This is a genomic window from Mesorhizobium sp. M6A.T.Cr.TU.016.01.1.1, from assembly GCF_003952585.1.
Taxonomy (GTDB): Bacteria; Pseudomonadota; Alphaproteobacteria; order Rhizobiales; family Rhizobiaceae; genus Mesorhizobium; species Mesorhizobium mediterraneum.
This window is the reverse complement of sequence record NZ_CP034452.1, coordinates 3,547,075-3,571,193: the sequence shown is the minus strand read 5'-3', so window position 1 is coordinate 3,571,193 and position 24,119 is coordinate 3,547,075. Positions and strand designations below refer to the sequence as shown.

Annotated in this window: 14 protein-coding genes and 4 pseudogenes; 4 read left to right on the top strand and 14 right to left on the bottom strand. The window is 62.4% G+C overall.

The features are described from left to right. Positions 1-164: 164 nt before the first annotated feature. The 7 genes and pseudogenes from EJ075_RS17135 to EJ075_RS17110 all read right to left on the bottom strand — a co-directional run. The gene (locus tag EJ075_RS17135; protein ID WP_245457938.1) at positions 165-3,629 is read right to left on the bottom strand and encodes a Ulp1 family isopeptidase; all 3,465 of its coding nucleotides are present in this window, start codon (positions 3,627-3,629) and stop codon (positions 165-167) included. Positions 3,630-4,464: 835 nt separating this feature from the next. Continuing rightward, positions 4,465-6,761, bottom strand: a pseudogene (locus EJ075_RS17130) (prolyl oligopeptidase family serine peptidase). A 666-nt stretch (positions 6,762-7,427) separates the two neighbouring features. After that, positions 7,428-7,659, bottom strand: a pseudogene (locus tag EJ075_RS33740) (IS5/IS1182 family transposase); the annotation flags it as partial. Between the two features lie 86 nt (positions 7,660-7,745). After that, positions 7,746-8,795, bottom strand: a complete 1,050-nt coding sequence (fni, locus tag EJ075_RS17125; RefSeq protein WP_126105058.1) for a type 2 isopentenyl-diphosphate Delta-isomerase — start codon at positions 8,793-8,795, stop codon at positions 7,746-7,748. 85 nt (positions 8,796-8,880) lie between these two features. Then, positions 8,881-9,777 carry a hypothetical protein gene (locus tag EJ075_RS17120; protein WP_126105057.1) on the bottom strand — a complete coding sequence of 299 codons (897 nt, stop codon included), beginning with the start codon at positions 9,775-9,777 and terminating at the stop codon, positions 8,881-8,883. After that, positions 9,774-11,042: pseudogene (locus tag EJ075_RS17115) on the bottom strand (hypothetical protein); the annotation flags it as partial. The pseudogene EJ075_RS17115 and the gene EJ075_RS17120, both read right to left, overlap by 4 nt. Then, positions 11,023-11,560: pseudogene (locus EJ075_RS17110) on the bottom strand (cytochrome); the annotation flags it as partial. The pseudogenes EJ075_RS17115 and EJ075_RS17110, both read right to left, overlap by 20 nt. Before the next feature lie 1,104 nt (positions 11,561-12,664). Here EJ075_RS17110 and EJ075_RS17105 point away from each other — a divergent pair. Genes EJ075_RS17105 through EJ075_RS17090 form a run of 4 tightly spaced genes read left to right on the top strand, consistent with a single transcriptional unit; the run spans position 12,665 to position 15,619 of the window. Next, a complete protein-coding gene (locus tag EJ075_RS17105; protein ID WP_126105056.1) occupies positions 12,665-12,961 on the top strand; it encodes a DUF2604 domain-containing protein in 297 nt (98 codons plus the stop codon). Then, positions 12,954-13,571, top strand: coding sequence for a putative metal-binding protein (locus tag EJ075_RS17100; RefSeq protein ID WP_126105055.1), 618 nt, complete (start codon positions 12,954-12,956; stop codon positions 13,569-13,571). Before EJ075_RS17105 ends, EJ075_RS17100 begins: the two co-directional genes overlap by 8 nt. Beyond that, positions 13,568-14,056: a Mov34/MPN/PAD-1 family protein gene (locus tag EJ075_RS17095; RefSeq protein ID WP_091595801.1), complete on the top strand. Its 489-nt coding sequence runs from the start codon at positions 13,568-13,570 to the stop codon at positions 14,054-14,056. Before EJ075_RS17100 ends, EJ075_RS17095 begins: the two co-directional genes overlap by 4 nt. Positions 14,057-14,059: 3 nt before the next feature. Then, positions 14,060-15,619 (top strand): E2 ligase fold family C protein, encoded by a 1,560-nt coding sequence (locus tag EJ075_RS17090; protein WP_126105054.1) that lies wholly within the window; start codon positions 14,060-14,062, stop codon positions 15,617-15,619. Between the two features lie 214 nt (positions 15,620-15,833). Here the strand turns inward: EJ075_RS17090 and EJ075_RS17085 are convergent, their stop codons facing one another. From EJ075_RS17085 to EJ075_RS17055, 7 genes are all read right to left on the bottom strand, one after another. Continuing rightward, positions 15,834-18,302, bottom strand: coding sequence for a S8 family peptidase (locus EJ075_RS17085; RefSeq protein WP_126105053.1), 2,469 nt, complete (start codon positions 18,300-18,302; stop codon positions 15,834-15,836). Positions 18,303-18,319: 17 nt separating this feature from the next. Then, complete coding sequence (locus EJ075_RS17080; protein ID WP_095488552.1) at positions 18,320-19,306, bottom strand: ATP-binding protein; 987 nt, start codon at positions 19,304-19,306, stop codon at positions 18,320-18,322. A gap of 356 nt (positions 19,307-19,662) precedes the next feature. Then, a complete protein-coding gene (rlxS, locus tag EJ075_RS17075; RefSeq protein WP_126105052.1) occupies positions 19,663-21,633 on the bottom strand; it encodes a relaxase/mobilization nuclease RlxS in 1,971 nt (656 codons plus the stop codon). A gap of 179 nt (positions 21,634-21,812) precedes the next feature. Beyond that, positions 21,813-22,496, bottom strand: a complete 684-nt coding sequence (locus tag EJ075_RS17070) for a lytic transglycosylase domain-containing protein (RefSeq protein ID WP_126105051.1) — start codon at positions 22,494-22,496, stop codon at positions 21,813-21,815. Further along, positions 22,484-23,032: a S26 family signal peptidase gene (locus tag EJ075_RS17065; RefSeq protein WP_029354919.1), complete on the bottom strand. Its 549-nt coding sequence runs from the start codon at positions 23,030-23,032 to the stop codon at positions 22,484-22,486. The genes EJ075_RS17070 and EJ075_RS17065 overlap by 13 nt, the downstream gene beginning before the upstream one ends. Further along, positions 23,029-23,298, bottom strand: a complete 270-nt coding sequence (locus EJ075_RS17060; RefSeq protein WP_029354917.1) for a helix-turn-helix domain-containing protein — start codon at positions 23,296-23,298, stop codon at positions 23,029-23,031. The genes EJ075_RS17065 and EJ075_RS17060 overlap by 4 nt, the downstream gene beginning before the upstream one ends. Positions 23,299-23,478: 180 nt before the next feature. Continuing rightward, positions 23,479-23,802: a DUF736 domain-containing protein gene (locus EJ075_RS17055; protein ID WP_126105050.1), complete on the bottom strand. Its 324-nt coding sequence runs from the start codon at positions 23,800-23,802 to the stop codon at positions 23,479-23,481. Positions 23,803-24,119: the final 317 nt, after the last annotated feature.

Here is a 24,119-nt window from a genome sequence, read left to right as displayed (position 1 = left end):
AATGTTCCTCACATACGATTTGGGAGCAATGAACGACTTCCTACGTATGCAGGTCGGTCAGCACGCGTGTTGCGCCTTCACGCGACACCATCCGCCACTCCATCCTTTCCATTCACCCTGAGGCCCGGCGCCGCCGACAGTTGCGTGACCGCTCCTCCGCAAAGTTATCTTCTGCGTTCAGGGAGCCACGGCGCCTGGGCTGGCTGATGAACACCGTCCGCTCGCGCATGTGGGGTCGAATTGATTTGTGCCCAAGTGGAGGCAGGCTCGTCTTCCAACAGTTGCCGCAGTTCCCCTGGCTCGAACGCCATCATCGGTGGGGAAGCGGGTTCATCCTCCAACAGTTGCCGCAGTTCCCCTGGCTCGAACGCCATCATCGGTGGGGAAGCGGGTTCATCCTCCAACAGCTGCCGCAGTTCCCCTGGCTCGAACGCCATCATTGGTGGGGAGGCAGGCTCGTCCTCCAACAGTTGCCGCAGTTCCCCTGGCTCGAACGCCATCATTGGTGGGGAGGCAGGTTCGTCCTCCAACAGTTGCCGCAGTTCCCCTGGCTCGAACGCCATCATTGGTGGGGAGGCAGGCTCGTCTTCCAACAGTTGCCGCAGTTCCCCTGGCTCCAATGCCATCATCGGTGGGGAGGCGGGTTCATCCTCCAGCAGCTGCCGCGGCTCTTCCTCGTGCGGCAAGCGCCTCCTTAGCCGGTCTTGCAGCGCCTGCCGATCGGCAACGAGGTTGTCGAGGGGCAGCGGCTCGTGGTCTGGCCGCTGCCCTTTCACCAATCGTTCAACCAGCGCCCACGTGCCCTCCAGGACAAATACGCCGCAATCATAATGGTTCGTCTGTCTGGCCATGGGGGCTGGCGCCAAGGTGGCATTCAGCAGTCCTGCGAGCTGTTTTGCAGGCACGTCGTTATATCCCTCTCGCTGGAGGGAGTCGTAGTGATAGGCGAACCGCCTTTCCGGGTCGCGGCGATCAACGAGCAGCAGCGACCAATGGGTGCCGGGGCTAGTAGCCGTGCCATTATTCACTGGCAAGAACAGGAAGTCGGCTGTGGCGTTGTTTTGATTATAGATGGACTGCAATATGCCTCGAGCGTCTTGCGGCGACGTGTGTCGCAGTAGATGGGATACGGAAGGATCCACCAGCCGAGTCCGGGCAGCGAGCGCCGGATTGATCCCCTGCAGTTGCCCCTCCAGCAAATTGTAATCTCTCTGGATATGGGCGTCGCTCAGCCATTCGGCGGCGCCGAGCACCCGCCCCGTTGCAACGTTGGACGGGGCTGTCGGATCGAGCGCCCCGATCTGAGCCCCAGAGGAACTGGTAGTCAGTGTGGTCACATCAACCAGTGGAAGGCCGCGGTAGGTGCCTGGCAGCCTAGCGGTTGCTGGCGAGGCGGGTTGGGGAGCTCTTGCCGGTGCCGCTGGCCCAGCTTCAGCAGCGGCCCCAACGCGCCTGGTGACTGCGTCTGCCGGATGAGCAGAAAGGACAGTTTCGCGCCCGAGCACAATGCGCGGCAGGATATCCCGGAGGTGAGCCAATGCAGAACTGATACTTAGCCTATTACCATAGGAGACAGCCTTGAAGCTCTCAACATCTTTATCCAGCGATTTGTCGTGAATCCGAGCCGCAATCCCAAGCTTGTTATTTTGACGCAGGTACTGACTAAAATGTCTAAGAAAATTTGTATAGCCGCCCACGGTATCTGGATTCCGTCCGGTCGCAGGCGCTGCCAGGTACTCCTTGGTCGAAGCGGCTCTGTAATTTCTAATGAGCTCGGCATCGTCAGGATAGGGGATCACGACAGGGCGAGCCATAATCGGGGCTCCGCCTGTCGACTTCTTGAGGTAACGCAGTGCGCCAGCCACGGTGGAGGAACCACCCGTACTCTCGTACTCCTTGAGATCCTGATCCAGCGACGAATGATAAAGCCGAGCAGCAAACCCTGGCTTGTTGTTTTGAAGGAGCCACCGACTAAAGCCGAAAAGAGAATTTACATTGTAAGTAACCGTGTTCGCTTTGGCCTTACCCGCGTGGAATGCTGCCCTCAGCCCTTCGATAGCGGTCGCATCGTTGGAATAGACAGGACGCTTGTCGGCACCGTCGGGGACTACAATTGGACGATCCGGCTGCACTGTCGAGGGCATCGACCCACCACCTCCGGGATGCGGTGCTGGGGTGGATTCGTGCTCATCCCTCTGCCTGACGAGCTGCGCCTCACATTCCGGTGTAGCCACCTTATGAGGATCCTGCATCGGTTCGATCCCCTCCATCTCCTGCTGCAACCAAGCCAAAGCTTGGCGAGCGGCCTGCGCGGCTTCATCAACCGCGGAGGATGTCTCCACACCTCTGGCGGACGCCGGCAGAGCCTGCTCCGCCCGCCGTCGAAAGAGCTCTGGCGAGGCGGATTTCTCCGCCCACAATCTGGGCTGCGTAGCGAGTCCCCGTCCAGATTTATGTGGCACCGCCTCGCTTGGCAGCGGACTGCTCCTGTCCCGTGCAGCTACCAGCTCCTCCGGGGCGCCCTGGTCGCCGTGGCGCCAGTTCAAGTGAGGGACGGCCTCTCCAAAGTCGGGCGCTTGGTGTTGGTGCGCGGTTGGGGCGAGAGACAATGGTAGATCGGTGCCCTCCTTATAACCTACCGGCAGGAGCTCCTCTGGCCAATCGAATCCCTGCTGTGGTGCGGTATGCTGAGCAGCGTCGCCACGGGGACGAGCCTCCATGCTGACCGCGTTTTCCAGATGATTCCCGAGTATAACGCGCGGCGGGTTCTTGCGGAGATAAACCAGCGCAGATTCGATCGGAGCTCCACCATTAGAGGAGGCGGCCTTGTAGCTCTCAACATCTTTATCCAGCGATTTATCGTAAATGCGACCCGCAATTCCGAGCTTGTCATTTTGACGTAGGTAATGACTGAAATGGTTAAGAGCAGTTGCGTAGCCGCTCGCGGATCTGAAATGTCTGGTGAGCGCGGCGTCGTCAGGATGGGGGTTCAGGACAGCGCGACCCACAATCGGGCCGGCTCCGCCCATCGACTTCATCAATTGACGCAGTGCGCCAGCCACGGTGGAGGAACCACCCCTACTCTCGTACTCCTCGATATCCTGGCTCAGCGACGGATGGTAAAGCCGAGCAGCAAGCCCTGGCTTGTTGTTTTGAAAGAGCCAACGACTAAAGCCGAAAAGAGAATTTGTGCTGCGAGTGACCGTGTCCGGCCTGGCTTTACCCGCAAGGAGTGCTGACTTCAGCCCTTCGATGGCGGTGGCATCGTTGGAATAAACAGGACGCTTGTCGGCACCGTCGGGGACCACAATTGGACGATCCGGCTGCACTGTCGAGGGCATCGACCCGTCGAGATGCGGTGCTGGGGTGTATTCGTGCTCGTCCCCCTGCATCACAAGTTGCGCCTCCCGTTCCGATGTACCCACCTGATGGGTGGGGAGTTGCATCATCACGCGAGCGCCTGAGTTGCCAACCTCACCTGGTTGCCGCTCAGTGACAGCATGCTGCAGATTGCTTTGGATCCTCTGCCTCTTCGTTGGTCTCAACTCACCTTTACCATGCGAGCCATTGACGAGGACCTCCTCGCCTGGCGCACCCATCAACTCGTCCGCCGCCTGCAGTTCGCCCAAGTGCTGCTCAAAACCGGCTTGGCCGGCCTGTCCGCTTGCTCGTGCGGTACGGCGTGCTGCACCTGCAGCCAAGCTGCCACGATGAATGTCTAGTTTGTACGGGTGCACGCTATCCTCACTTCCACAGATCACATGAGCAACCTACTCAGGCAAGCTTTCGAGAGGCTGACGAGGTCCGCCGCCGCGGAAGGCGAAGGCTGGTTTTCTGCTCAGCGGTTGACGGCCTCGCGTGTTGCGGCCGCGCCGGGTATCACGCCAATCAATCTGAATAGTCGATGCATCAAACGAACCAGGATGGGATTTTCGTAGCGGGGCTGCTCTACTCACTCTTGTCCTGAGGGCAGAATTCAACCATATCGCCGAGCAACTGGATGCCGATTGGATACCCGATCCGGAAAGCTTCAGCTCCTATGTGACGCGAGGATGAGAATCGTGGCAGCTCCAGACCGGCGGGCTGCCACCGACACCGGCGATGACCGACGAGGGTCTTCTATTGCCAAGGCAATCGTCCGTTCGGGGACCTATGTGTTCCAATGCTCGTCGAGCGGATCGGGTGGGCGGCACCGCCGTAGCGTTACGGCGAGCGGAAGCGGCGTTGGTGTGCGGCTTTTCCCCTGAACGCTTCACACGAGGCTGATAGTGGATCTTGCAATCGCACACACGCGGTCTGCAGGCGTGCCCATCAAGCAGTTTGCGCAGACCAACGTCGCGGCGAGCCGATCCTCAATACGCAGCGCAAGTCCTAGACTCCACGATCGTCCTTCGGTGAAGATTTGCTCGCGCCTCGCCCTGATTACAGCCGATAAGGCGAGCTAACAATTGCAAGAGCCACAAGCTATTCCAGCTCGATCGGTTTGGTGTTCCAGTCGGGCGGGGTCTGACCGAGAATGTTGCGAACGAAGAAGTCTAGGAGTTTGCGCTCGGTGTAGGTGCCTAGAGTATGGTGATTGGCACCAGGAACGTAGACCATGTCAAAATCTTTTCCTGCCTTGATGAGTCGATCGGCAAGCTGGAACGAGCAAAACGGATCGACATTATCATCCATTTCGCCGACCGCGATCATCAGCTTGCCCTGCAGCCTGTGAGCATTGTCAACGGCGGAGGATTGCGAATATTCAATGCCGACCGGCCACCCCATCCACAGTTCGTTCCACCAGGTCTTGTCTATCCTGTTGTCGTAGCAGCCGTTTTTGGCGACGGCGACCTTGTAGAAATCGGGGTGAAAGAGCAGCGCGCTGACTGCACTCTGGCCGCCGGCGGATGCGCCAAAAATGCCGACGTTGGATATGTCGTACCATGGATATTGCGCGGCCGCCGCCTTGTGCCACAGAATGCGATCGGGAAATCCTGCGTCCTTCAGATTCTTCCAAGCAACATCATGGAAGGCGCGGGAGCGGTTGTTGGTGCCCATGCCGTCGATCTGAGCAACGACGAAGCCCAGCTGCGTGAGCGGCTCTGTCCGCCGCGAGAAGGATTTCGGGACGAAGGAGCCGTGGGGTCCAGCATAGATATTCTCCACAACCGGGTATTTCTTCGTCGGGTCGAAGTTGGCTGGCAGGTGGAGCACGCCCCAGATATCAGTTTTGCCGTCGCGCCCCTTGGAATGGAAACTGAGCGGCGGCTGCCAGCCTGCGGCGACGAGCTCGGAAATGTCGGCCGTCTCGATCTGCTGGAGCTTGGCATTGTCGCTGGCGCGGTAGAGTGCCATGCGCGGGGGCAGATCGATGCGTGACCAGAGATCGACATAATAGCGCCTGTCAGGCGAGAACTCGATATGGTGGTTGGCCGGTTCGGGCGTCAGTGCAGTCAGTCCCTTGCCGTCAAAGCCGATGCGGTAAGCATGGACCCAATAGGGGTCCTCCTGCGGGTTCATCCCGCTCGCCTCGAACGCTTGACCGGATCGACATGGTTGACCCTCCGGACGACCCACTCACCTCGGGTGATCTGGTTTTCGAGCGCGCCTGTCCGGCCGTTGAAAAGATACAAATGCTCATACCCGTCGCGCTCGGATGCCCAGATGATCTCCTTCCCGTCATCGACATCGAAACGGAAGATTTTTCCGGCATCCTCCTGGCCATTCCCCAGCGGCAAATAATCAACGAATGTCTCGCTGGTCTCATCGATCAGGGAGCGCCCGCGGCCCGTGGCGGCGTCTACCTCGACCAGGCGATAGAGCTGATGCCCGCGCTGGTTATATTCGAAAGTGAAGCCGCGGCTGTCCGCCCACCACCGGAGAGGGGAAAGTTCGAAGACGTTCGAGAAGAGGGCATCGTCAATCACGGTCTGGCGCGGGCCGGCAATGTCGAACAGGACCGGCTGGGGCAGCGGAAGGACATCGCCCGGCCTGGGATAGAATATTGTTGAATATTCCCGCTCCAACTGGTCCGTCGAAGAATTGAGATAGCGGACCTCCCGCCTATAGCCGGGGCGAACAAGGTAAGCGGCGAGGTGGCGCGAGTCCGGCGACCAGCTCAGCGTCGAAAAGACGTAGCAATTGCCTTCGGCTCCGTCCCGGCTCAGAGGAACATCCTGCAATCCGTCCTCGCTGCGCAGGAAAACATTGCAGTTCTTGATATAGGCGATCCATTTGCCGTCGGGCGACGCGTTGCTCTTGTCGGGGTTGTTCTCCGCTGGCGGCGTGTAGCGGTGGCTGAGCTCCCTAGGGTCCCCTTTCCTTGCATCGAACGTGGTGCTGGTACAGTCGTAGCTTGCAAGGTCGCAGCTCCACCGGGTGTCTTCAATCTGGAAGTCGAGCCTGCGACCATCCTCACTCAGTTCGAAACGGTCGAACGGAAGATTGCCGGCTTGATAGCTCTCATGGCTCACCTTGTTTAGCGCTGCCGCCAGACGCGCCTGATCGAAAGCGGGCCGCTTGAAACCCGTGGCAGCATCGACCTGCATGAACTGCTGCTCGCCGTGGCTAGTCCGGCGGTAGACTAAGGCTTCACCCCCGGTCAGCCAGAAAGGCATTTTGGGGACATTGACAGTGAGCCCGCCATATCGATCGTTGATCGTAAGTGCGCGCTTGAAATCGGCCGGCGCTAGCGGCGGGTGTAAACTTTTCGAACCCTTGGCCAGCGTCTGAGTTGCCGATCCCCGTGCCGCGCGCGTCAAAGCGCCGATCCTGGACATACCTGTTCACTTCTTTCGGTTTTCGGAATGCGAATTTTGAAGTTGGGTTCTCGTCGCCGGTCTGCAGCAGCGCCGAGCGTCGCCTTGGAGGAGAGCCAGCACGCGGGTGCAGCCAGGCCGCGCAACAGGGGCGCTCCTTGGACATCCAGGCACTGGTCGGGTGCCGATTGAAGAGTTGGCGTCCGCCGCCGAAACAACCAGGAAAGAGCGTCCATGCAGCCCTGACGCGACTATTTCCTCCGCGAGTATGGCCGCTTGCTTTTCTACATCATCTGAAAGGTCCTGCTCTAGTCGGGCCGGATGTCACCCCGGCAGAAATCATTGTGCTATTTCGACAATCTCCGAGCGATTGCCGCCGGCCCATGACGAGGTTTACCGATAGGGCGCAATATGCGTGCCAAAGGAAAAGCGGTTTAAATACACGGCAATCCGCCTATGTCGCATCCCCAACATCGTCGTACACCGGACAATGCCGGACGAAATTGTCCCGGGGCGTCAAATTGGTTTTGATGGTGACCCAAGGAGTTCTGGCCTTATCTGAGGCGTTCGGCCTTTTTCGAGAGCCGGACTCTTCGCGCGTTTCCGGCGACCCGAAGCGCCTGATCAAAGCTGACGGCATTCCCGGGTCTTGGCCTTGCCACAGCAGCAGCTGCTGCATCAATTCCGACGGACGCTGTAGAACACCTGCAACACACGGCCCGCAGCAATTTCTCCGGCGCAACGCTGGGGCGACCGCCTTTGGCACTGCAGGCGTACATGCCGGAAAGGATGCCGTCTAGCCGCACCAGCGCTCCATTGATCATCAGCCGGTGCGGGCACAAGGATGATCGGCTGGAACGAAATCTTCCAACCGCTTCATCGTGAACAGCTGCTCCATGAACACATCGCTCCCGTGCATCGAGCCGTCTCGCCAGGGGGATCGATAGTCTGTCTTTGGCGTAGGTATTTCAGCAGCCTGCTGCTAGCGTGCGGACGACGCCGACATCAACCGGCGGACAAATGCGCCGAGGGCAACAAGCGCGCCTGACGCAACGCCGCCAGATCAGCCGAGCCGGTGCAGAAGCAGGCGACGGCCAACTGGCGGATGACGATCTCGAAATGCGCGACAACCGCCTCGGTGGACACTGTCGCCGCGCCCAGCACGCTGGCCGCCTGCCCGGCGATGTCCGCGCCCAGGCGGATGGCCTTGGCCACGTCGACGCCATCGCGGATCCCGCCCGACGCGATCAGCTTCACCGTTGGCAGCGCCCGGCGCACCGCCTGCACGCTGGTCAGGGTGGGAATCCCCCAATCGGCGAACGACATCGCCACTGCACGGTCGGCGGCATTGCGGGCGCGCTCGCCCTCCACTGCGGCCCAACTGGTGCCGCCGGCGCCGGCGACATCGATTACCGCCACGCCCGCCTCGACGAGCGCACAGGCCACCGAGGCGGACAGGCCCGCCCCCACTTCCTTGGCCACGATCGGCACCCCCACGATGCGCGCGGCGCCAGCGATCAGCGCCAGGACGCCGCGCCAGTCGCGGTCGCCCTCCGGCTGTACCGCTTCCTGCAGCGGATTGAGATGGACGATGAGCCCATCGGCCTCCAGCGCGTCCACCGCGCGACGCGCCAGGTCCAGGCCGTCGGCCTCCCGCAGTTGCGCGGCGCCGATATTGGCCAGCAAGGGAATGTCTGGCGCCAGGCGGCGCAGCGCGCGCGTTAGCCCCTGGGAGTTGCGGGATTGCAGGCTCACACGCTGCGAACCGACGCACATGGCGATCCCCAAGGCTTGCGCTGCCTCGCTCAAATACCGGTTGATGGCCTCGGCCCGTGGCATGCCGCCGGTCATAGAGCTGATCAGCAGCGGCGCGCGCATAGCCTTGCCCAGCAGCGAGGCGCGCAGGTCGATCTGCGTCAGGTCCAACTCGGGCAGTGCGCAGTGTTCGAAACGGATGTACTCCCAGCCAGCGGCCACCGTGGCCGGCGCCGTTCGCCGATCCAGCACGATGTCCAGATGTTCGTCCTTTCGCCGGCTCAGGGCGGTGTCGCTCATGCTCGCTCCATCCGTAGCAGCGGGCGACGGCGTTGCGTCGGATCGAACCGACGGCAGCGCGCCCAAGCCGCCGCCTCCGGCGCGTTCAGGCCGACGCACGCTGGCCTCCCCCTGCAGCGTCGCTGCGGTAGCGGCTGGTCGAAGTCTGGTAGTACTGCGCGCGGATCGCCGCCATCGCCTCGATCAACGGTCCCCACGGCGCGGGAAAGCATTCTTCCGCCATCACCCGGTGCAGCATGCGCGTATGGCCGGCCAACTCGTCGTTGAGGAACTCAACCACAGGCATAGCCGGATAGCGCTGCAGAAGCAGGATCGCCGCGTTGTCGCCGGCCGACCTGTCCTTGTCGCGTCCATGCAGATCGTTCTGCAGGCGCCCTATCACTGAGATGAGCCGCAGGACCTGGCGAAACGCTGGACGCGCGCGCAAGGTCGCCATGTCCAGCCCCCACAGCAGCGACAGGCAACAGAACACGTTCCCGTAAGCGATCGAATCGATGCCGTTGTGCAGGTACTCGGCGTAAGACCAGCGTCGCGCCCCTGCCGCCTGCGCGTGTCCGGCGCGCAGCGCCGCGCAGTAGCACCGGGTATAGTCGAGAAGCCGAGCATAGTCGCGACGATCGTAGGCGAGCGCAGCCAGCGAAGCGCGCAGCTGAGCGCAGCCCTCGAATCCGGAGAGCACGCACGGTACGCCGTGCCCCAGCGCCTGCTCCACGGCGGCGAGCTGCTCCGGCGCGATCAGGCCAAGGTCGTTGCAATCGTCTAGCCAGAACAGCAGCGCCAGTTCGCGATAGAACGCCACGATCAGCGTTTCGTCCTGCGGATCGCGGCCGGTGGGGGCGCTGGTGTCGCGCAGGCTCGGGTGAATGCGTTGCAGGATATACTGGCCGCCCCTTACCGCTTCCTCACCATGCTCATCGGCGAAACCGGTCAGGGCACGCCCCCACTCCAGGACCTGCTGCAGCGCGCGTTCGGTCTGGATCATGGCGCCGCTCCTGCTCCCTCGGCTACGACGCGCCGCCCCCAACGAAGCGCCAGCCACAACCCGGCGAGTTCGGCCACGCGCACGACCCGGGTAGGGCAATACAGTTCCTTGCCGATCCACAGCGGCGCCTCCGGCATTTTATGCGCCGCATGGCGGGCGAGCATCCACTCCAGCGCACGCGCTACCGCCTGCGCGATCCGCCGGCGCCCTGTTGGCTCTTCGCTCCCGTTCATCACGTGCAACGTGAACAGCGCATAGGCGGTTTCCTCGAATGTTGACGCGCGACCGGCGCCCCAGCCGCCGTCGTCGCGCTGCGCCTGCAGCAGCGCCGCCAGCGCGCGCTCGTCGCGCCACTGGGGCTTGCCTTGCGCCAGCGCAGCGACCGCATGCGCGGTGGGATACAGCCACGAAACGTGCCATTTTTCGTTGTCCCAAAGACCATGCGGGTTGCGTTTGGCCTCGATGTAGGTGCTGGTGCCGGCGGCGGGCTTTCCCAACAGTCGCAGCGCATGCAGGGCATGGATGTTGGTCGACACCGAGGCATTGCGCTCGCCGGGAAAGGTGACGAACAGCTCGCCGATTTCGAAATGGCGCAACGCATCGACCGCCGGGGCGCGGCCTGCAAGGCGCAGGACGCACAACGCAACGGCGGTGTCGTCCGCATCGGCCGCGAAGTGCAAGGCCGGCCCCAGACCGCGCACGCCCAGGCGGGCGTCGAGCTGGGCGACGATCACGCGCACCGCATCGGCGAGCGCGGGATGCGCGAACAGCCCGACCAGATGCAAGGTGTACAGCGCCCAGCATGGCTCGAACACATTGATAGGCCAGACGTTGGGAACGACGCCTTCGATGCCGCTGTGCGTCGCCCGCGATGCCGCCTGCAGATACGCGTCGGCGCGCCCGACCTGCGGCGTGCTCCCCTGTTTCACGGCGTGCGCACGCCACGCGGCGGTGGCCGCCGGACTGATGCCGATGCTACCGTAGCCATCCGGGCATAGGGTGGCCGGCGACGTCCCCCAGGCTTCCCAGGAGTGCAGCAACGGATGGCCGCTCGGCAACGTCGCCACCGCACCCAGCCTGAGCAGGCACGCTTGCCGCAATGGCAACAGCGCCGGGTGGCGGGGAAACGCCACGCCGCCCAGCAAGGATGCGGCCTCGCCACACAACTGCGGCAGGATCAGCTCAGCGCCGATCGGCGCGTCTTCTGGCACGGCATGCGCGTACGGATCGGGCTGGCGCTCGAGGAAGGCGCGACGCGCTGCGCGGGCCGCTTTCATGCTGGTGCGTCATCACCTCGTCCGACAGCCCGGCAAAAAAATCGTGATCCTCGTAGAGCAAGCCCATCAGCGCGCAGATGACCATGGTCGGAAGGGGAAAGGAGAGGTGGGCGGGCTGGGGCTGGGCCGCCGGGGTCTCGAACAACTGCCCGGCGATCGCCTCGACCTGCTGCGCGAGCAGCTTTACCCTTGGGTTGCTGAAGGCCGGTGCCACGATCGTGCGTAACCGGGCATGCTCGCTCCCCTCGTGTGAAACCAGCCACCCCGGCGAACCGAGGATCACCGAATCCGGTGAAAGCCGCCGGCGGCATTCCCGCGGGCCGGAACGCCGCGTCGGACAGCACCGCCTTGGCCTCGTCGTAGCCTGTCACCCACCAGCCTTCGTGCCCGGACGGGAAGCGCACGCGGTGGATCGGACCGTTGGCGCGTAACGCCAACATCTCGGGCGAGGGCTCGATATGATCTACGCGCCACATCGGCAGCGTCGGCAGCGGTTGTTCGGACATCGTGGCACTTCACTTTCTAACCGATGGAAGGGCAATCCGTGTTGCTAGCATCTCAATTGCAAAGGCCGCGCCAAATCTCACTGGGCAGTAAACGCATGGCTCTCCCCGAAAACCTCCACGATCCCGGCATGTCGACTATGCGGAACCCGACATGTCGGCTTTTGCCAGTGTCAGCTTTCGTTCACGCATGACGCGTTTCGCGCGCCGCCCACCCAAGCCCGTGAGCACGCTCGGCAAGGGCGCCCCAGGCGGCTTGCAGACCATCAGGCCGCATCTCCGCGCCATAACGGCGATCGCGAAGTTATCGATCCGATTGCCAGTTGCTGATGCAAGCTCTTGTGAACGGCCGTTTGGAGCCGGCCCGCAGCCCCGCCGGCAGTATCGAGCAAGCCGCTTGCGCCGGCTCGCCATTAGCAGGCGAGGACGAAGGTCGCCGGCGGCAAACGCACGCGAGCACATTGCAAGCGACATCCGCGAACGCGGCGCCGACTGGTCAGCCTCCGCCTCGGTGCCCGCATATGTCCGCGAGTCGAGCAGCGCCTGCGCCACGAAATGAGCAGAACGCGTTACGAACATCGACCGCCGGCTGCTGCGCATGCGCGATGATGAGGCCTGGTCTCGCAGCGGCATGCGTTCCGAGAGATGCTGCACCAGGTACGAGGCGACCTTATCCAACAAGGCACCACTTGCGCTGTTTTGTGGAGACGAGCGTCGGCATGCATCCATGCGGGTGCTTGAGTGGTGAAGACTCTGAACGACGGTTCCTATGGCGCTGCCGGCGCAATCAGCTGCTTGGGGACGCGTGACGCAGATCAAAGCTCCCCTTGCCGAGCACGGAGCAGGCGAGTGAGAGAGCAGATGAATAGGCGTGTCGCCAATATTTTCGCATTGCTCTAATCGATTATAGTTGTGAGGAGCAATTTGAGACCATTTACTTGCGGCTCAAGTCACCCATAAAAGAAGGCAAGCACCGATTCGGTAGCTTATCCCCTGTCTTTCGCGTACTCGCGGCCGTGGCGCCGGGTGAACGATTGAAGACCGCCGGTCTCACTCGCAGGTGGGTGCCAGGGCGTGGGGCGGTTGGCAAGCCACAGGAGTAGGACAATGTCGAAGGATTCGGGTAAGGGCGATAATCACGGCGGCGGACCGGGCAAGATCGAGATCACGCTGGTGGTGAACGGCCAGCCCACGCAGGTCGAAGCCAATCCCAACCAGCCGCTTCACGTCATTCGTACCAAAGCCCTTGAGAACACGCAGAATGTCGCCCAACCAGCCGAGAATTGGGAATTCAAGGATGAGGCCGGCAACTTGCTCGACGTCGACAAGAAGCTTGGCGATTTCGGTTTCCCGAATACTGTGACCCTGTTCCTCAGCCTGAAGGCGGGCGTCGCAGGTGCCTAAACCCCAAAGTGTGGATCCGGAGGTCTCCCGAGCGAAGTTTGATCGGAAGATCGGCCGGTTCCGGCCATATGCTGATGTCTATCGGGCTCAGGGCTGCTTCTTGATCGAGGCGACTTTTCCGCGCGCTTTCTTCATTTTCGCCAGCCCCAAGTTAAAGCCACGGGTGGTCAGCGCAGCGAGCGAGGTCGACTTCACCGACTACGACTTAAGACCACCGTCCGTGGTCTTCGTCGATCCGTTTACGCGTGATCCGATTGCCCGGAAAGATCTATACCTGAAAATGCTTAGACGTCCGCCGCTGCCCGGAACGCCGCCGGAGATGATAGGAGCTCTCATCCAGCAGAACGCCGTGCCGCTGACGGACTTCATCCAGGCCAACAGTCCCGAGGACGAACCATTCCTGTGCATGGCGGGCGTCCGGGAATACCACGACAATCCAGCCCATTCAGGTGATCCATGGCTACTTCATCGGGGTTCTGGCGAAGGCTGTTTGGCCTTCATCCTGGACAAGATCATCAAGTACGGAATCGTTCCTATAGAGCAGTTGCAGATTCAACTCCAACCGACAATCGTAGGAATGGTGGTATCCCCTCAGGCGATACAAGAATGACTGGTTTGAGAGATGTAACGATCGTGACTCTCCCGCGCGGCTGCATCTCGACCACGCATGGGCATCTGCGCTCAGTTGGTCGCGAGGGCAATGAGGGGATGGCACTTTGGGTCGGCGTTCAGGAAGACCGGCACTTTGCCGTAACAGAGACGGTTATCCCGGCGCAGCGTCACATTCGAACAAACGATGGCGTTTGCGTGATCGTTGCGGCCGAAGAACTGCACCGGCTCAATGTCTGGCTCTACAAAAGCGGCCTGAAACTCTTGGCCCAGATTCACAGCCATCCGGGCCGCGCCTACCATTCGACGACGGACGACGCTTATGCGGTTGCTACCACGGTTGGGTGTCTGTCGCTGGTGGTGCCGAATTTCGCCCGCGAGCCTTTCGATTTTGCTCGGGTCGCCGCCTATCGGCTTGACGAAAAGGCCAAATGGAATGCGCTCCCTCCCGCGGCACTGTCGCGAATGATCATGATATCGAGTTGAACAATGGCATTCGCTAACTTCATCGATCGCGCCGCCACGGCGGCATCTCAGGTCCTGGCCGATTTTCATCTGGGAGACTTCAAAGCAGCTCTTGAAAAGCAGGTCGTGGCAGTCGCCTTCGACCATCAGGCCGCTTCCTGCGCCGAAGGCCAGGCGACATTAGATCTTGCGGTGAGATTGCTCGCTAGGCTCTACCCGGTTCTGACGATACTCCCGCTGGACAGCGCGGCGAGCTCTCAAGCCCAAGCGCTGGAGCGCTTGGCAAAGTCGATCAATCCAAAAGTCGGCATCCGGCGTTCCGGCAAGTCTGCCACCGTCTGCGTCGTTGCAGGGGTAACGCGCCCATCACTCCGGTGCCCGATCTTTTTCGTGGGATCGGACGGTTGGGCGGCAAAGCTGTCGCGTACGGACCCGGTGGGCTCTGGCCCAAGTCTGCTGCCTTATGGAGCTGGCGCCGCCAGTTGCTTCGGCGCCGCCAACGTCTTTCGAACTACCTTCGCCGCCCAGTTGACCGGCGCCGAGTTGGACGAAACCATCGACCTCTCGCTATGCAGCTACGACAAGACCAAAGCCGGGGAGGCTGGCCCGATCGACTTTCCAGTCGACCTTGGCGAAACCCACCTCGTTGGGCTCGGTGCGATAGGCCATGGCTCGCTTTGGGCGCTAGCGAGACAACCCGATCTCAAGGGTCGTCTGCATGTAATCGATCACGAAGCGATCGAACTCTCAAACCTGCAGCGCTACGCATTGGCCGGCCAGGCGGAGATTGGTATGTCCAAGGCGGTTCTTGCAGCCACCGCCCTTAGATCGACTGCCCTTGAGGTCGAGGCGCACCCTCTGACGTGGGCAGAATATGTTGCGCGCCGGGGCAATTGGGTCTTCGACCAAGTGGGTGTGGCGCTTGACACCGCCGCCGACCGTCTGGCTGTCCAAGGTGCACTGCCGCGATGGATCGCAAACGCTTGGACGCAGGAGCACGATCTCGGTATCTCCCGGCATGGTTTCGATGACGGCCAGGCTTGCCTTTGTTGCATGTACCTGCCATCCGGAAAATCCAAGGACGAGCACCAGCTGATTGCCGAGGAACTCGGAATACCGGAAGCACACGAGCAGGTGAAAACGCTCCTGCAGACCAATGCCGGAGTTCCCAACGACTTTGTAGTTCGCGTGGCTACAGCGATGGCTGTGCCGTTTGAACCGCTAGCCCCGTTTGTCGGCCAGCCCCTGCGCTCCTTTTATCAGCAGGCTATCTGCGGCGGTCTGGTGTTCCAGCTTAGCGAAGGAAGTCGCCGCGTTCGAACTGTCGTTCCGATGGCCTTTCAGTCGGTGCTTGCCGGGATTATGCTTGCCGCGGATTTGGTCAAACATAGTGCGGGGTTTCCCATGAGCCCGACGACGAGCACTCGGGTGAATCTTCTGCGCCCCCTTGGCTCTCACTTGCACGATCCGAAGGCCAAGGACTCCAGCGGCCGCTGCATCTGTAGCGACGACGATTTCATTGCCGCTTACAGGCGCAAATACGGCGAGCCCGTTGATCAGGTAAGCGATGTCTCGGCCGCCTAAGCAGACGCGCACCTCTCCGTGGACGCAGGGGGCGCGGCTTGTGGGCGTGACCATGGGCGCCATTATGACACGCTTGGCCCGCTCCTTTGCCCGCCTATCGTCCTCCGCGCATGATCCCTGACACCTCCTTGCCGACGTGATGATCCAGCACCAGCCGCCATGGCACCAGAGGCTGGTCAAACCTCCGTTGTTGGCCGGTTTGGACAGTGCTGCATCAGGTCTCGACCGACGTCTCGACAGTCAGGGCTGCTTCGACGGGTGTGAAGATGTCAACATCGACCCCAGGCGCCCGAATCGTCACAATCAGGGCGTACCGAGCCAGAGCGTCGACGCGTTCCAGGTAAGGCTTCTCCTTCCACCAGCCCCCGACCGGGAACACGCCGATCGCGTCACGCTCGGCGAGATCGGCGGCGCTGCCCGACCAGAAATCGGCGTGCAACGAGCCGCGATCGCGGAAGGTGCCGAGCAGCCACTCTTCTCCGCCTCCAGCAGGCGCCCCTTCCTCCTCGTCCCGAGCGGCCTGATTGATGCGGGCTCGGAACTCGTCGACTGTCTCGGTCGCTGACTTTACTCTGAACCGAAGACCATGGGACGCGTAACGATGCCGGCGGGTCCATCCGCGTTCACCGGGGTTGGGTTCGATGAAATAGGACAGCGTGACGCGGAGCTCGACCTGGGCAGCGCCGAGCGCCGCGAGCTGCTCCTTCGGCCAAGGCAGGCGATGCAGCTTCATGTCACGCGTTTTGGCAGCCGCGCCGCCCTCGCGCTGGAAAGGCTGAAGCTCATCTTCAACGATAAGCGTGAGGTCGTTCACCGTTGACAGAAGCGCGCGCCCAAGATCTGGCACGCCATAACCATAGCGCCGCACGAGCGCCTGGATCTCGCCCTTCGCTCCGTTGCACGCATCGATGCGTGCGCGCATCGCCGGAGTCCATTCGGCCGAGTGGACGATCAGGGCGCGAACCGCTTCAGGCCACAGCTCGGGGCGCGCTGATAGAATTAGTCCCGCCATCCGTGCGGCATGGGCCGTTGCCGCGCTCGTATCTCCGAGGGTGGTGAAGTGGCGCAGTTCGGGTCGATAGAAAGTGGTCAATATCTGCAGATCGTCGATCGGCTCGCCAGGCAACACACCGTCATGGGCGAGATTGCCGCCTTCGAAGACGACCTCGGGCTTCACCGGCCACTGCCTGTCCCAAACGACCGAAGTGCGACTGCGCGGCGAGAGCTCGCCGACCGGCGCGATCGGAGCGTAGCCCGCAAAGTCGGTGTCAATGATATCGACCTTTTCTGTGAAAGCGCCGACCGTCAGCGCATTCCAGGCCTGAGAAGGATCATCGACTGCTTCCAGATCGTTGCGCGTCAAATGCTCGGCGGGCATGAGGTCATCGCCGATGTTGCCGGCAGAGAGAACGATCAAGCGTCGCTGTTCCTCTTCGAAACAGAGTTGGTCGATAGCGGCAGACCACGATGTGGGCCTTCCACGCGCCGGACTGGCGCTTGTCACAGCCATTGCGATCGCGCGGCGGCGCTCCGGCGCCTGCACCTCGGCGCGGGCGATCGCTTCCGCGGTGATCGCGCCATAGAGTTCTGGATCGTTTGCCTCGTCTTCTGGCGGAAGGATACGAACACTCTCCAGCCGAAAGGGCAATGGAACTGGATCGCCTCCGACCAGGAGCGGGACCAGATCACCGTACAGGCCGACACCTGCCATTCGCGTCCCGTGGCCGCTCCACGCAGGTGTGTCGTCGCTGCCCCATGCCGGTTTGACGGTGTGCCAGTCTTCAACGGCAAGTGCGGGTTCGATCAACGGGTGGGTGCGACGCACGCCGCTGTCGAGAATGCAGACCGCAATATCGGTTTGAGGCGGTCTGACGCGCCCGAGAAGCTCGTCGCTCCAGTCCCTTTGCTCCGCGCCGCCAAGGCCCATGAAGAAGGACGGCGTATCCTTCGCGCGCCGCAGCTCGGCGACGACATCGCTGTGCGCAATCATGCGGTCGAGCATTGCCGTGCTGGCGAGTGCCAGCATGACCACCCGCTCCGGAAACCTGACCGCATGCGTGCGCAAAGTGATGTTCAGGGCTTCGGCAATGTGCTCGAAGTTCTCGCGGCGACCGTCGCGCAGCCAGACTTCCCACCACACCTGCTCGTCAGCGGCCTGGGGGAAGAGGTCGTCGTGGTCGGTAAACAACGATCGTGCAGTCGCCAGCCTGACTGTCTCCATGCGGGAGACGAGCGGCTCGTTGCGCGGTCTGCCGCGGTCAGTGTCAACGTCTCGATACGCCTCGACTTTCCGCAAATAATAGGCTTGCGCGCTTTGCGGCAGGAACACCGACGCTGTGATGGGAGCACCGGGTTGAGTTGGCTCATGGACGGCGACCAGCTCCATGTGCTGGCGACGATCGGCCAACTGGTCGAGGGCCGCCCGTCCGGACATGGGCAGATCGATCTCGAGATAAAAGCCAGGCGTGCCGACCGACAGCTGGGGGTCACGCGCCGCAATCTGCTGGCGTGCACTTTCGACCGCTTGTTCGATGGATTGCGTCAAGGCCGCAGCATGCGACGCCCGATCACGCGCCGGCAGCGGCGGTGCATGTATAAGTTGGTTGGGCCGCCGATAGGCTTCCCGAATGCCGTTGTTGCGAAGGTGGATATGGGCGCGGTCGCGCGGAAAATCGTCTGCCATTATGATCTGTGCTGTCGCTACTCAGACAGCGAAGCCTGCCGGCGTTCCTTCAGAGCGTCGATGAGCGCTTCCGAGGTGATCCGCTTCCCCCCCCGCAATATGATGGTTTTTGCAGCGTCGTCGGCCGCGCGGGTGATCTCGGCCTGCGACAGTCTCTCTGCCTGAGAGATCGCCTCGTTCCAGGCAAGCCCTCTGGTGTCGAAGCGGTCGAGTCGAGCCCGAAGCAGCGCCTCGATAATCGGCCGATCGGGCACGGCGTATTCGATGACATCGTCGAAACGGCGGAACAAAGCTCTGTCGAGCAGCTCGGGATGATTTGTTGCCGCAATAATCAGGCTGTGGCTGTCGTCTTGCTCGAGAAACTGCAGAAACGAATTCAGCACGCGCCGAATCTCGCCAACATCCTGGCGTTCGCCTCGACGCGCGCCGATGGCATCGAATTCGTCAAAGAAGTAGACGCCCCGCGTCGCCTGCATTGCATCAAAAACAAGCCGCAGCTTTCCGGCAGTCTCTCCCATGAACTTGGTGATCAAACCATCGAGGACGATCGTGAAAAGGGGCAGATGAAGCTCCCCGGCCAATGCCGATGCGGTCATCGTCTTGCCTGATCCTGGCGGGCCGACCAGAAGCAGTTTGCGACGGGGAACAAGCCCGTGCTCGCGCAAGCTTGCTTGTTGGCGCTGCTCTCCCAGCACGCGGTGCAGGCGCGAGCGCAGACTGTCCGGCAAAATCATGTCGGTCAGTCGCAGGTCCGGATAGCGCACATGCAGGAGCCCTGCGAGCTCGCCCTTTGGCTGAAAAAGGGGAACCGGCCGACTGCTCTTGGCAATCCGGGCGTCCCTGCTCTTGGCTGCGTCGACCAGATCCTTGAGCTCCTGAGCAAGCTTGCCATGGCCTTGACGTGCCTCATGCGCAGCAAGCTGCATCGCGATAGAGAGGAAACGATCCTCGTCGCCGGCAATGTGGCTTTTAAGCAGCGTCACGATATGGCGGGCCGTGGTCATGGCTCTCTTCTGGGGTATCCGTTTACTTGGCGAAGCGCATGCAACCTAAACGCTTTCAACGGCGATTTGTATCGCGCAATGGTGTTTTTTCTCTTGCCGATGTTCGCCCGTGGCAACTTCAGCGGTGAACTGTTGCGCCGCGGTCATAGGCCAGCCGGAATAACGCCGGCCAGCAGACAACAGTCCGCATCTTCGAGCGCTCGAAGTCTGGCCACTCACGCAGCGTGTCGGGTCCGAACGCTCCAAAGCCGCCCCGCCTGGCAGGTCCATGCGACCGATTGCGGGCGTGCGGCCATAAGGTCTACGCGGGCTCGCATGGCTGCCCGCGCCGCTGGCTAAAAAAGCTGTACACCATCTCACGAAACACCAGGTCCGCTCCTTTGCCGGCCGACGGTCCATGAAATCCCCTCCCCACTCACGACACCGGAGACCTCCTTGCCCACATGGCGCTCAAGCACCGGCCGCCATGGCACCAGCGTGAACTCGCGCGACTTTTCAACGACGGCATATTTTCCGCTGGCAAGCTCGACGGAGCGGCGGAGCGTACCCTCTACTCGTCCTCCGGATCGCGCTTCGGCATAGGGCAGGCCAAGTTCCTCCGACAGTTGGCCAGCAACACGGTTCAGTTCTCGCTGGCGCAGGATCGAAAGCATGTTGGCTCGATAGACGATCCGATCCTGTTCTTCATGCGCGAGGCCTCGCGCGATCAGCCACTGCCGCCGGCGAGCTTGCGCCTCTCTCACGTCGCGGCCGAAGCCGGATCCGTGCAAAGGCTCGGGTCTATCGGCAACCAGCTCCCGGTCGAGCCAGGTGGCGCCGTTGAAGCTGACCTGTCGCTCCAGCGCCATTGAGGAGAGCTTGTCGGCAACGACAGGCTCGGCCCTGGCCCGCTGGCCCTCATAATTCGCGACGCGATCGAGATGGTCCGGCGCGATGAGCCAGGTGCCGTTCGGCTCTCGCTCGACGCCGCCGGTCGCGCGGCGGATCGCCTCCAGCCGCCGCACATGCGTTCGCGCAAAGCTCTCGGTGGCGGATGGGTCATGCTTCAGGTGCATATCGACGTCGTAACGGCCGCCATGCGCTGCGGCGATTTCGGCGATGGTACGATCGACCTGCCTCGGCTCGGTGTTCCTTGGCGCGACACGCACGATGCAGCCATTAGGCATCGTTTCCATCGCCTCGCCTCTACCGATGTCGATCCAATGGCTCTTACCGTCGACGGCGTCGACGATCATGTAATGGCGGTCATTGATCTCGTCGGCCAGTCCACGCGCGACAACGCGACCGACGAGAGACTGGACGGGCTCGCCGGCTCGATCGTGGATCACCCAGTCGGCGGCACTGCGGGCAAGCCCCTTGCCGGTCAGTTCGCGGTGCATGGTCTTGATGATGTCGCCGCGTTCGCCGGTGCGGCGCAGCGTGGCTTCGAGCTCATCGTCGAGGCGCCAGGAGCCAGCGCCGACCTCCGCGGCCAGACCCATCCGCTCGAGCTTGCGCAGCCGTCCCTGGTGCAGCGTCTGGCGAATGGCGTCGGGACCGCCCGGCGAGACCAGGCCGTCATCATCACGCATGCTGAGCAGCCGACGGTCGATGCTGGTGAAGCGTTCCTGCTCCATTTCCCGGCGCAGGCGAAGCTCAATCTCGCGGTCGGTTCGCGGACCGAGATCGAGGCTGACCAGCTCGGCCGCCCGCTCGCGGATGCCAGATGAGATATATTCGCGCGCGATGACCAGGTTCTCGCCACGGTCGTCCCTGCCACGGACGATGATGTGGCTGTGCGGGTGGCCGGTGTTGAAATGATCGACCGCGACCCAGTCGAGCTTCGTGCCGAGGTCTTCCTGCATCTGCGCCATGAGCCGCCGCGTCAGCGCCTTGAGGTCGTCGTACTCGATGCCGTCTTCGGCAGCGACGATGAAGCGGAACTGATGGCGGTCGCCGTCCGCGCGATCGATGAACGCCTTGCCGTCGACGCGGCCGCTGTCGGCGCCGTAGAGCTCGCCAGGTTCACCTTCGCGGGTGACGCCGTCGCGCTGAAGATAGCGTAGATGGGCACGCGCCCCGTCCGCGCCCTTGCCGGCGAGCTTGACGACCCGCGCCTTGACGATCACCCGGCGCTGGCGGAAGGCGGCATACCGGTCGCGCGATTTCAGCAGTGCGGCGGCCGCCCCGCCGCGCCCTGTCCGGCTTCCGGTGAAGCGACCACCGCGTTGCGGCCGGCCGCCAGCCCGGTTGATCGCCGCACGAACCTGGCCGGCATAGCGTTTGCCGGCCTTCGAGCCGCGCGACCCGATTTTGCCGAGCTTCGGCCTGAACTCGTCATCCTTAATGCGAGCCTCCCAGACATATCAAGCAAAATCAGATACTTACACGTCCAACCCTCTTGGCACCGGCGGCAGCCTCCCGGAAAAACGATGTGCAGACAAAGATTTAACCGCCTCCTGGAGGCGGTACCTTTATCTTGCCTTACGCGCCCAGCCCCGCCAGACGCGCCCCCGTCCGCCCATGGCTAACGCACCGGCTCCTTCGGCTGCGCGCCGTCCTTGCCGAGCGGCACGAAGAGATCGCCGTTTCGCACGCCTGAGTGAACACCGTCATGAATGAAGAACAGCGACCGTCCGAGAGGAGCGATTTGCGCCTTTGGAGCGACAGATTGGCTTTCGAACGCCTCGATGTCGGCCGCCGAAACTCCGGCCGCCTTGAGTTGGTCGAGGTACTCGACGGTCTCTTCTGGCAGCGGTTTGCCACGCTTCAAATGCTCGTCGTAGCGCTCGGGACCGGCATTGTAGGCGCCAAACAGGCCAGGAAATCCGAAGCGGTCATACATGGCACTGAGATAGGCCGTGCCGGCCAGGATATTGTCGCGCGGATCGTGGGGGTTAGGCCCAAGGCCGTGTTCGACCCGCATCTCTTCATAGGTGCCGGGCATCACCTGCATGAGGCCCATGGCGCCAGCGGGGGAGGTGATGGGGCGGCAGTCGCGCATCGTCTTGCCGCCGCTTTCGGCAGCCATGACGGCATAGATCCAGGCTTGGGGAATATGGAAGCGCCGGCTTGCTTCCGATACCAACGTCTGCCACTTTCGCAGCTGCGGACTTTGGGAGATGGCGACCGGCTCAGCGCCGGTCGAGGCGGAACAGGCGCATGGCGCAATGGCGATCATGCCCAACAAGAGGAGGATCACTCGGTCCATAGTGGTACGAGCCTCCCGATGACATTTTGAGTGGGAACAGGCCCGAAATAGCGGCTGTCGAAGGAGCGGTTTTTGTCGCTGCCGAGCAGGAAAACCTCGTTATCCCCGAGCGCTCGGCAGCCGTTCCACCATGGCAAAGGTCGGCCTTCGGCGTCGATTTTGAGCCGGCGCGCGACGATGTCGCCGCCGATGATGATGGCGTCATTGAAGGCGCAGACATTATCGTCCGGCAGCGCTGCAAGACGTTTTGCCAGCGGCACATTGCGAGGCAGATAGCTGCGCTCGGCGGCGAGATACGCCGCGTATTCAGGCGGGCGCACGAGCACGAGATCGCCACGCGCCAGCGCTCCCGCAGCGATGCGGTAAAGGCCGATCGGCGCGCTGGCCGAGGCGTTCCAGACCAGCCAAGGGGTGGGCTTTCCCAGCGCCGTGAAGCCCAAAAGACCGAGACCGGCCGCGGCCAAGGCGACCGTCTTACGGGCTCGAACACGCCTCAGGCGGCTGCCGATCAGATGGATGGAAGGGCGCCGCCTCATGAACGGCCTCCCGTGCCGCCCTGGCCGGAACCGGCCTTGCCATCGCCGGCGGTGGAGTGCTGCGGGTGTCCTTTCGACCAATGGTCGAGTTCGTCGATGTGATAGCGGACATAGCGGCCGTGCTTGCGGAATTTCGGGCCGCCGCCCTTGAGCCGCATCTTTTCGAGCGTGCGCTGGGAGAGCCCGATATAGAAGGCGGCTTGGGCTGTGCTGAGAAACGGGCTGCCCTTTTTCGCGCGGGCCGCGCGTTCGTTTTCGTCGTCCATGATGATCCTCGTTTCGCTTCGGACAAGCGAGGGCGAGGATGGGCGAGGGAGATCGTCTCGGGGACGGGCGAAGAGTCGGGGGAGAGTTTTCGCCGCCCTTTAGGGCGGACGGGGTTTGGGTGGAACTCCTGGGAATGAGCCCCGCGCCGGGGCTGCGGCGCGAGGCTCTATCTCGGCCGGTCAGTCGGCCGGGTTCCAGATGATGGCGTAGGTGTCGTGATCGTCCTGGCCGGCGGCGCGGCCGAGATTGGCGTAGAGCTTGCGCGGTCCGAACTCCGGCGCTGCAATCGACAGGCTCACATAATACTTGCCGGAAGTCTCGCCGGTGCGGATCCAGCCGGCGCCAACTTCGACCCCTTGCGTAAGCACCCGGAAGTCGGGATGGTTGTCGGCGCTCTTGGCCTGGTTGGGGACGATATCGATGTCGGCGCGGACGCTGAGCGTCTTGAGCTGGCCCTTGTAGGCGCCGTTTTCCTGCTTGTTGACGTAACCGATCGCGGTCATTTCGAAGTCTCCTTTTGTGGTTTCGCCGGGGACCATCCCCTGCGATGGCGCACCGTAATGGGCGCGTCAGGACCGCCTGAATCCGACAGGGCCGCAGCGACAGCGAAGGATCCGAGCGGGCAGCTTTTTTGTGAGCGAAGCGGCGCGAGGAAGCCGCCGCAGGCGGCGGGGAAAAAAGCTGATGGCGAGGGTTTCGGGCGGCCGGACCCGCCCATAGGTCGACAAGCCAGCCGCAGGGATGGTCCTTGGAGAGAGCATGGAGACCGCTCGCCAAGTGCGGTCTTTCAGCCAAGCAGGACGCCGGGATGAAACGGCCT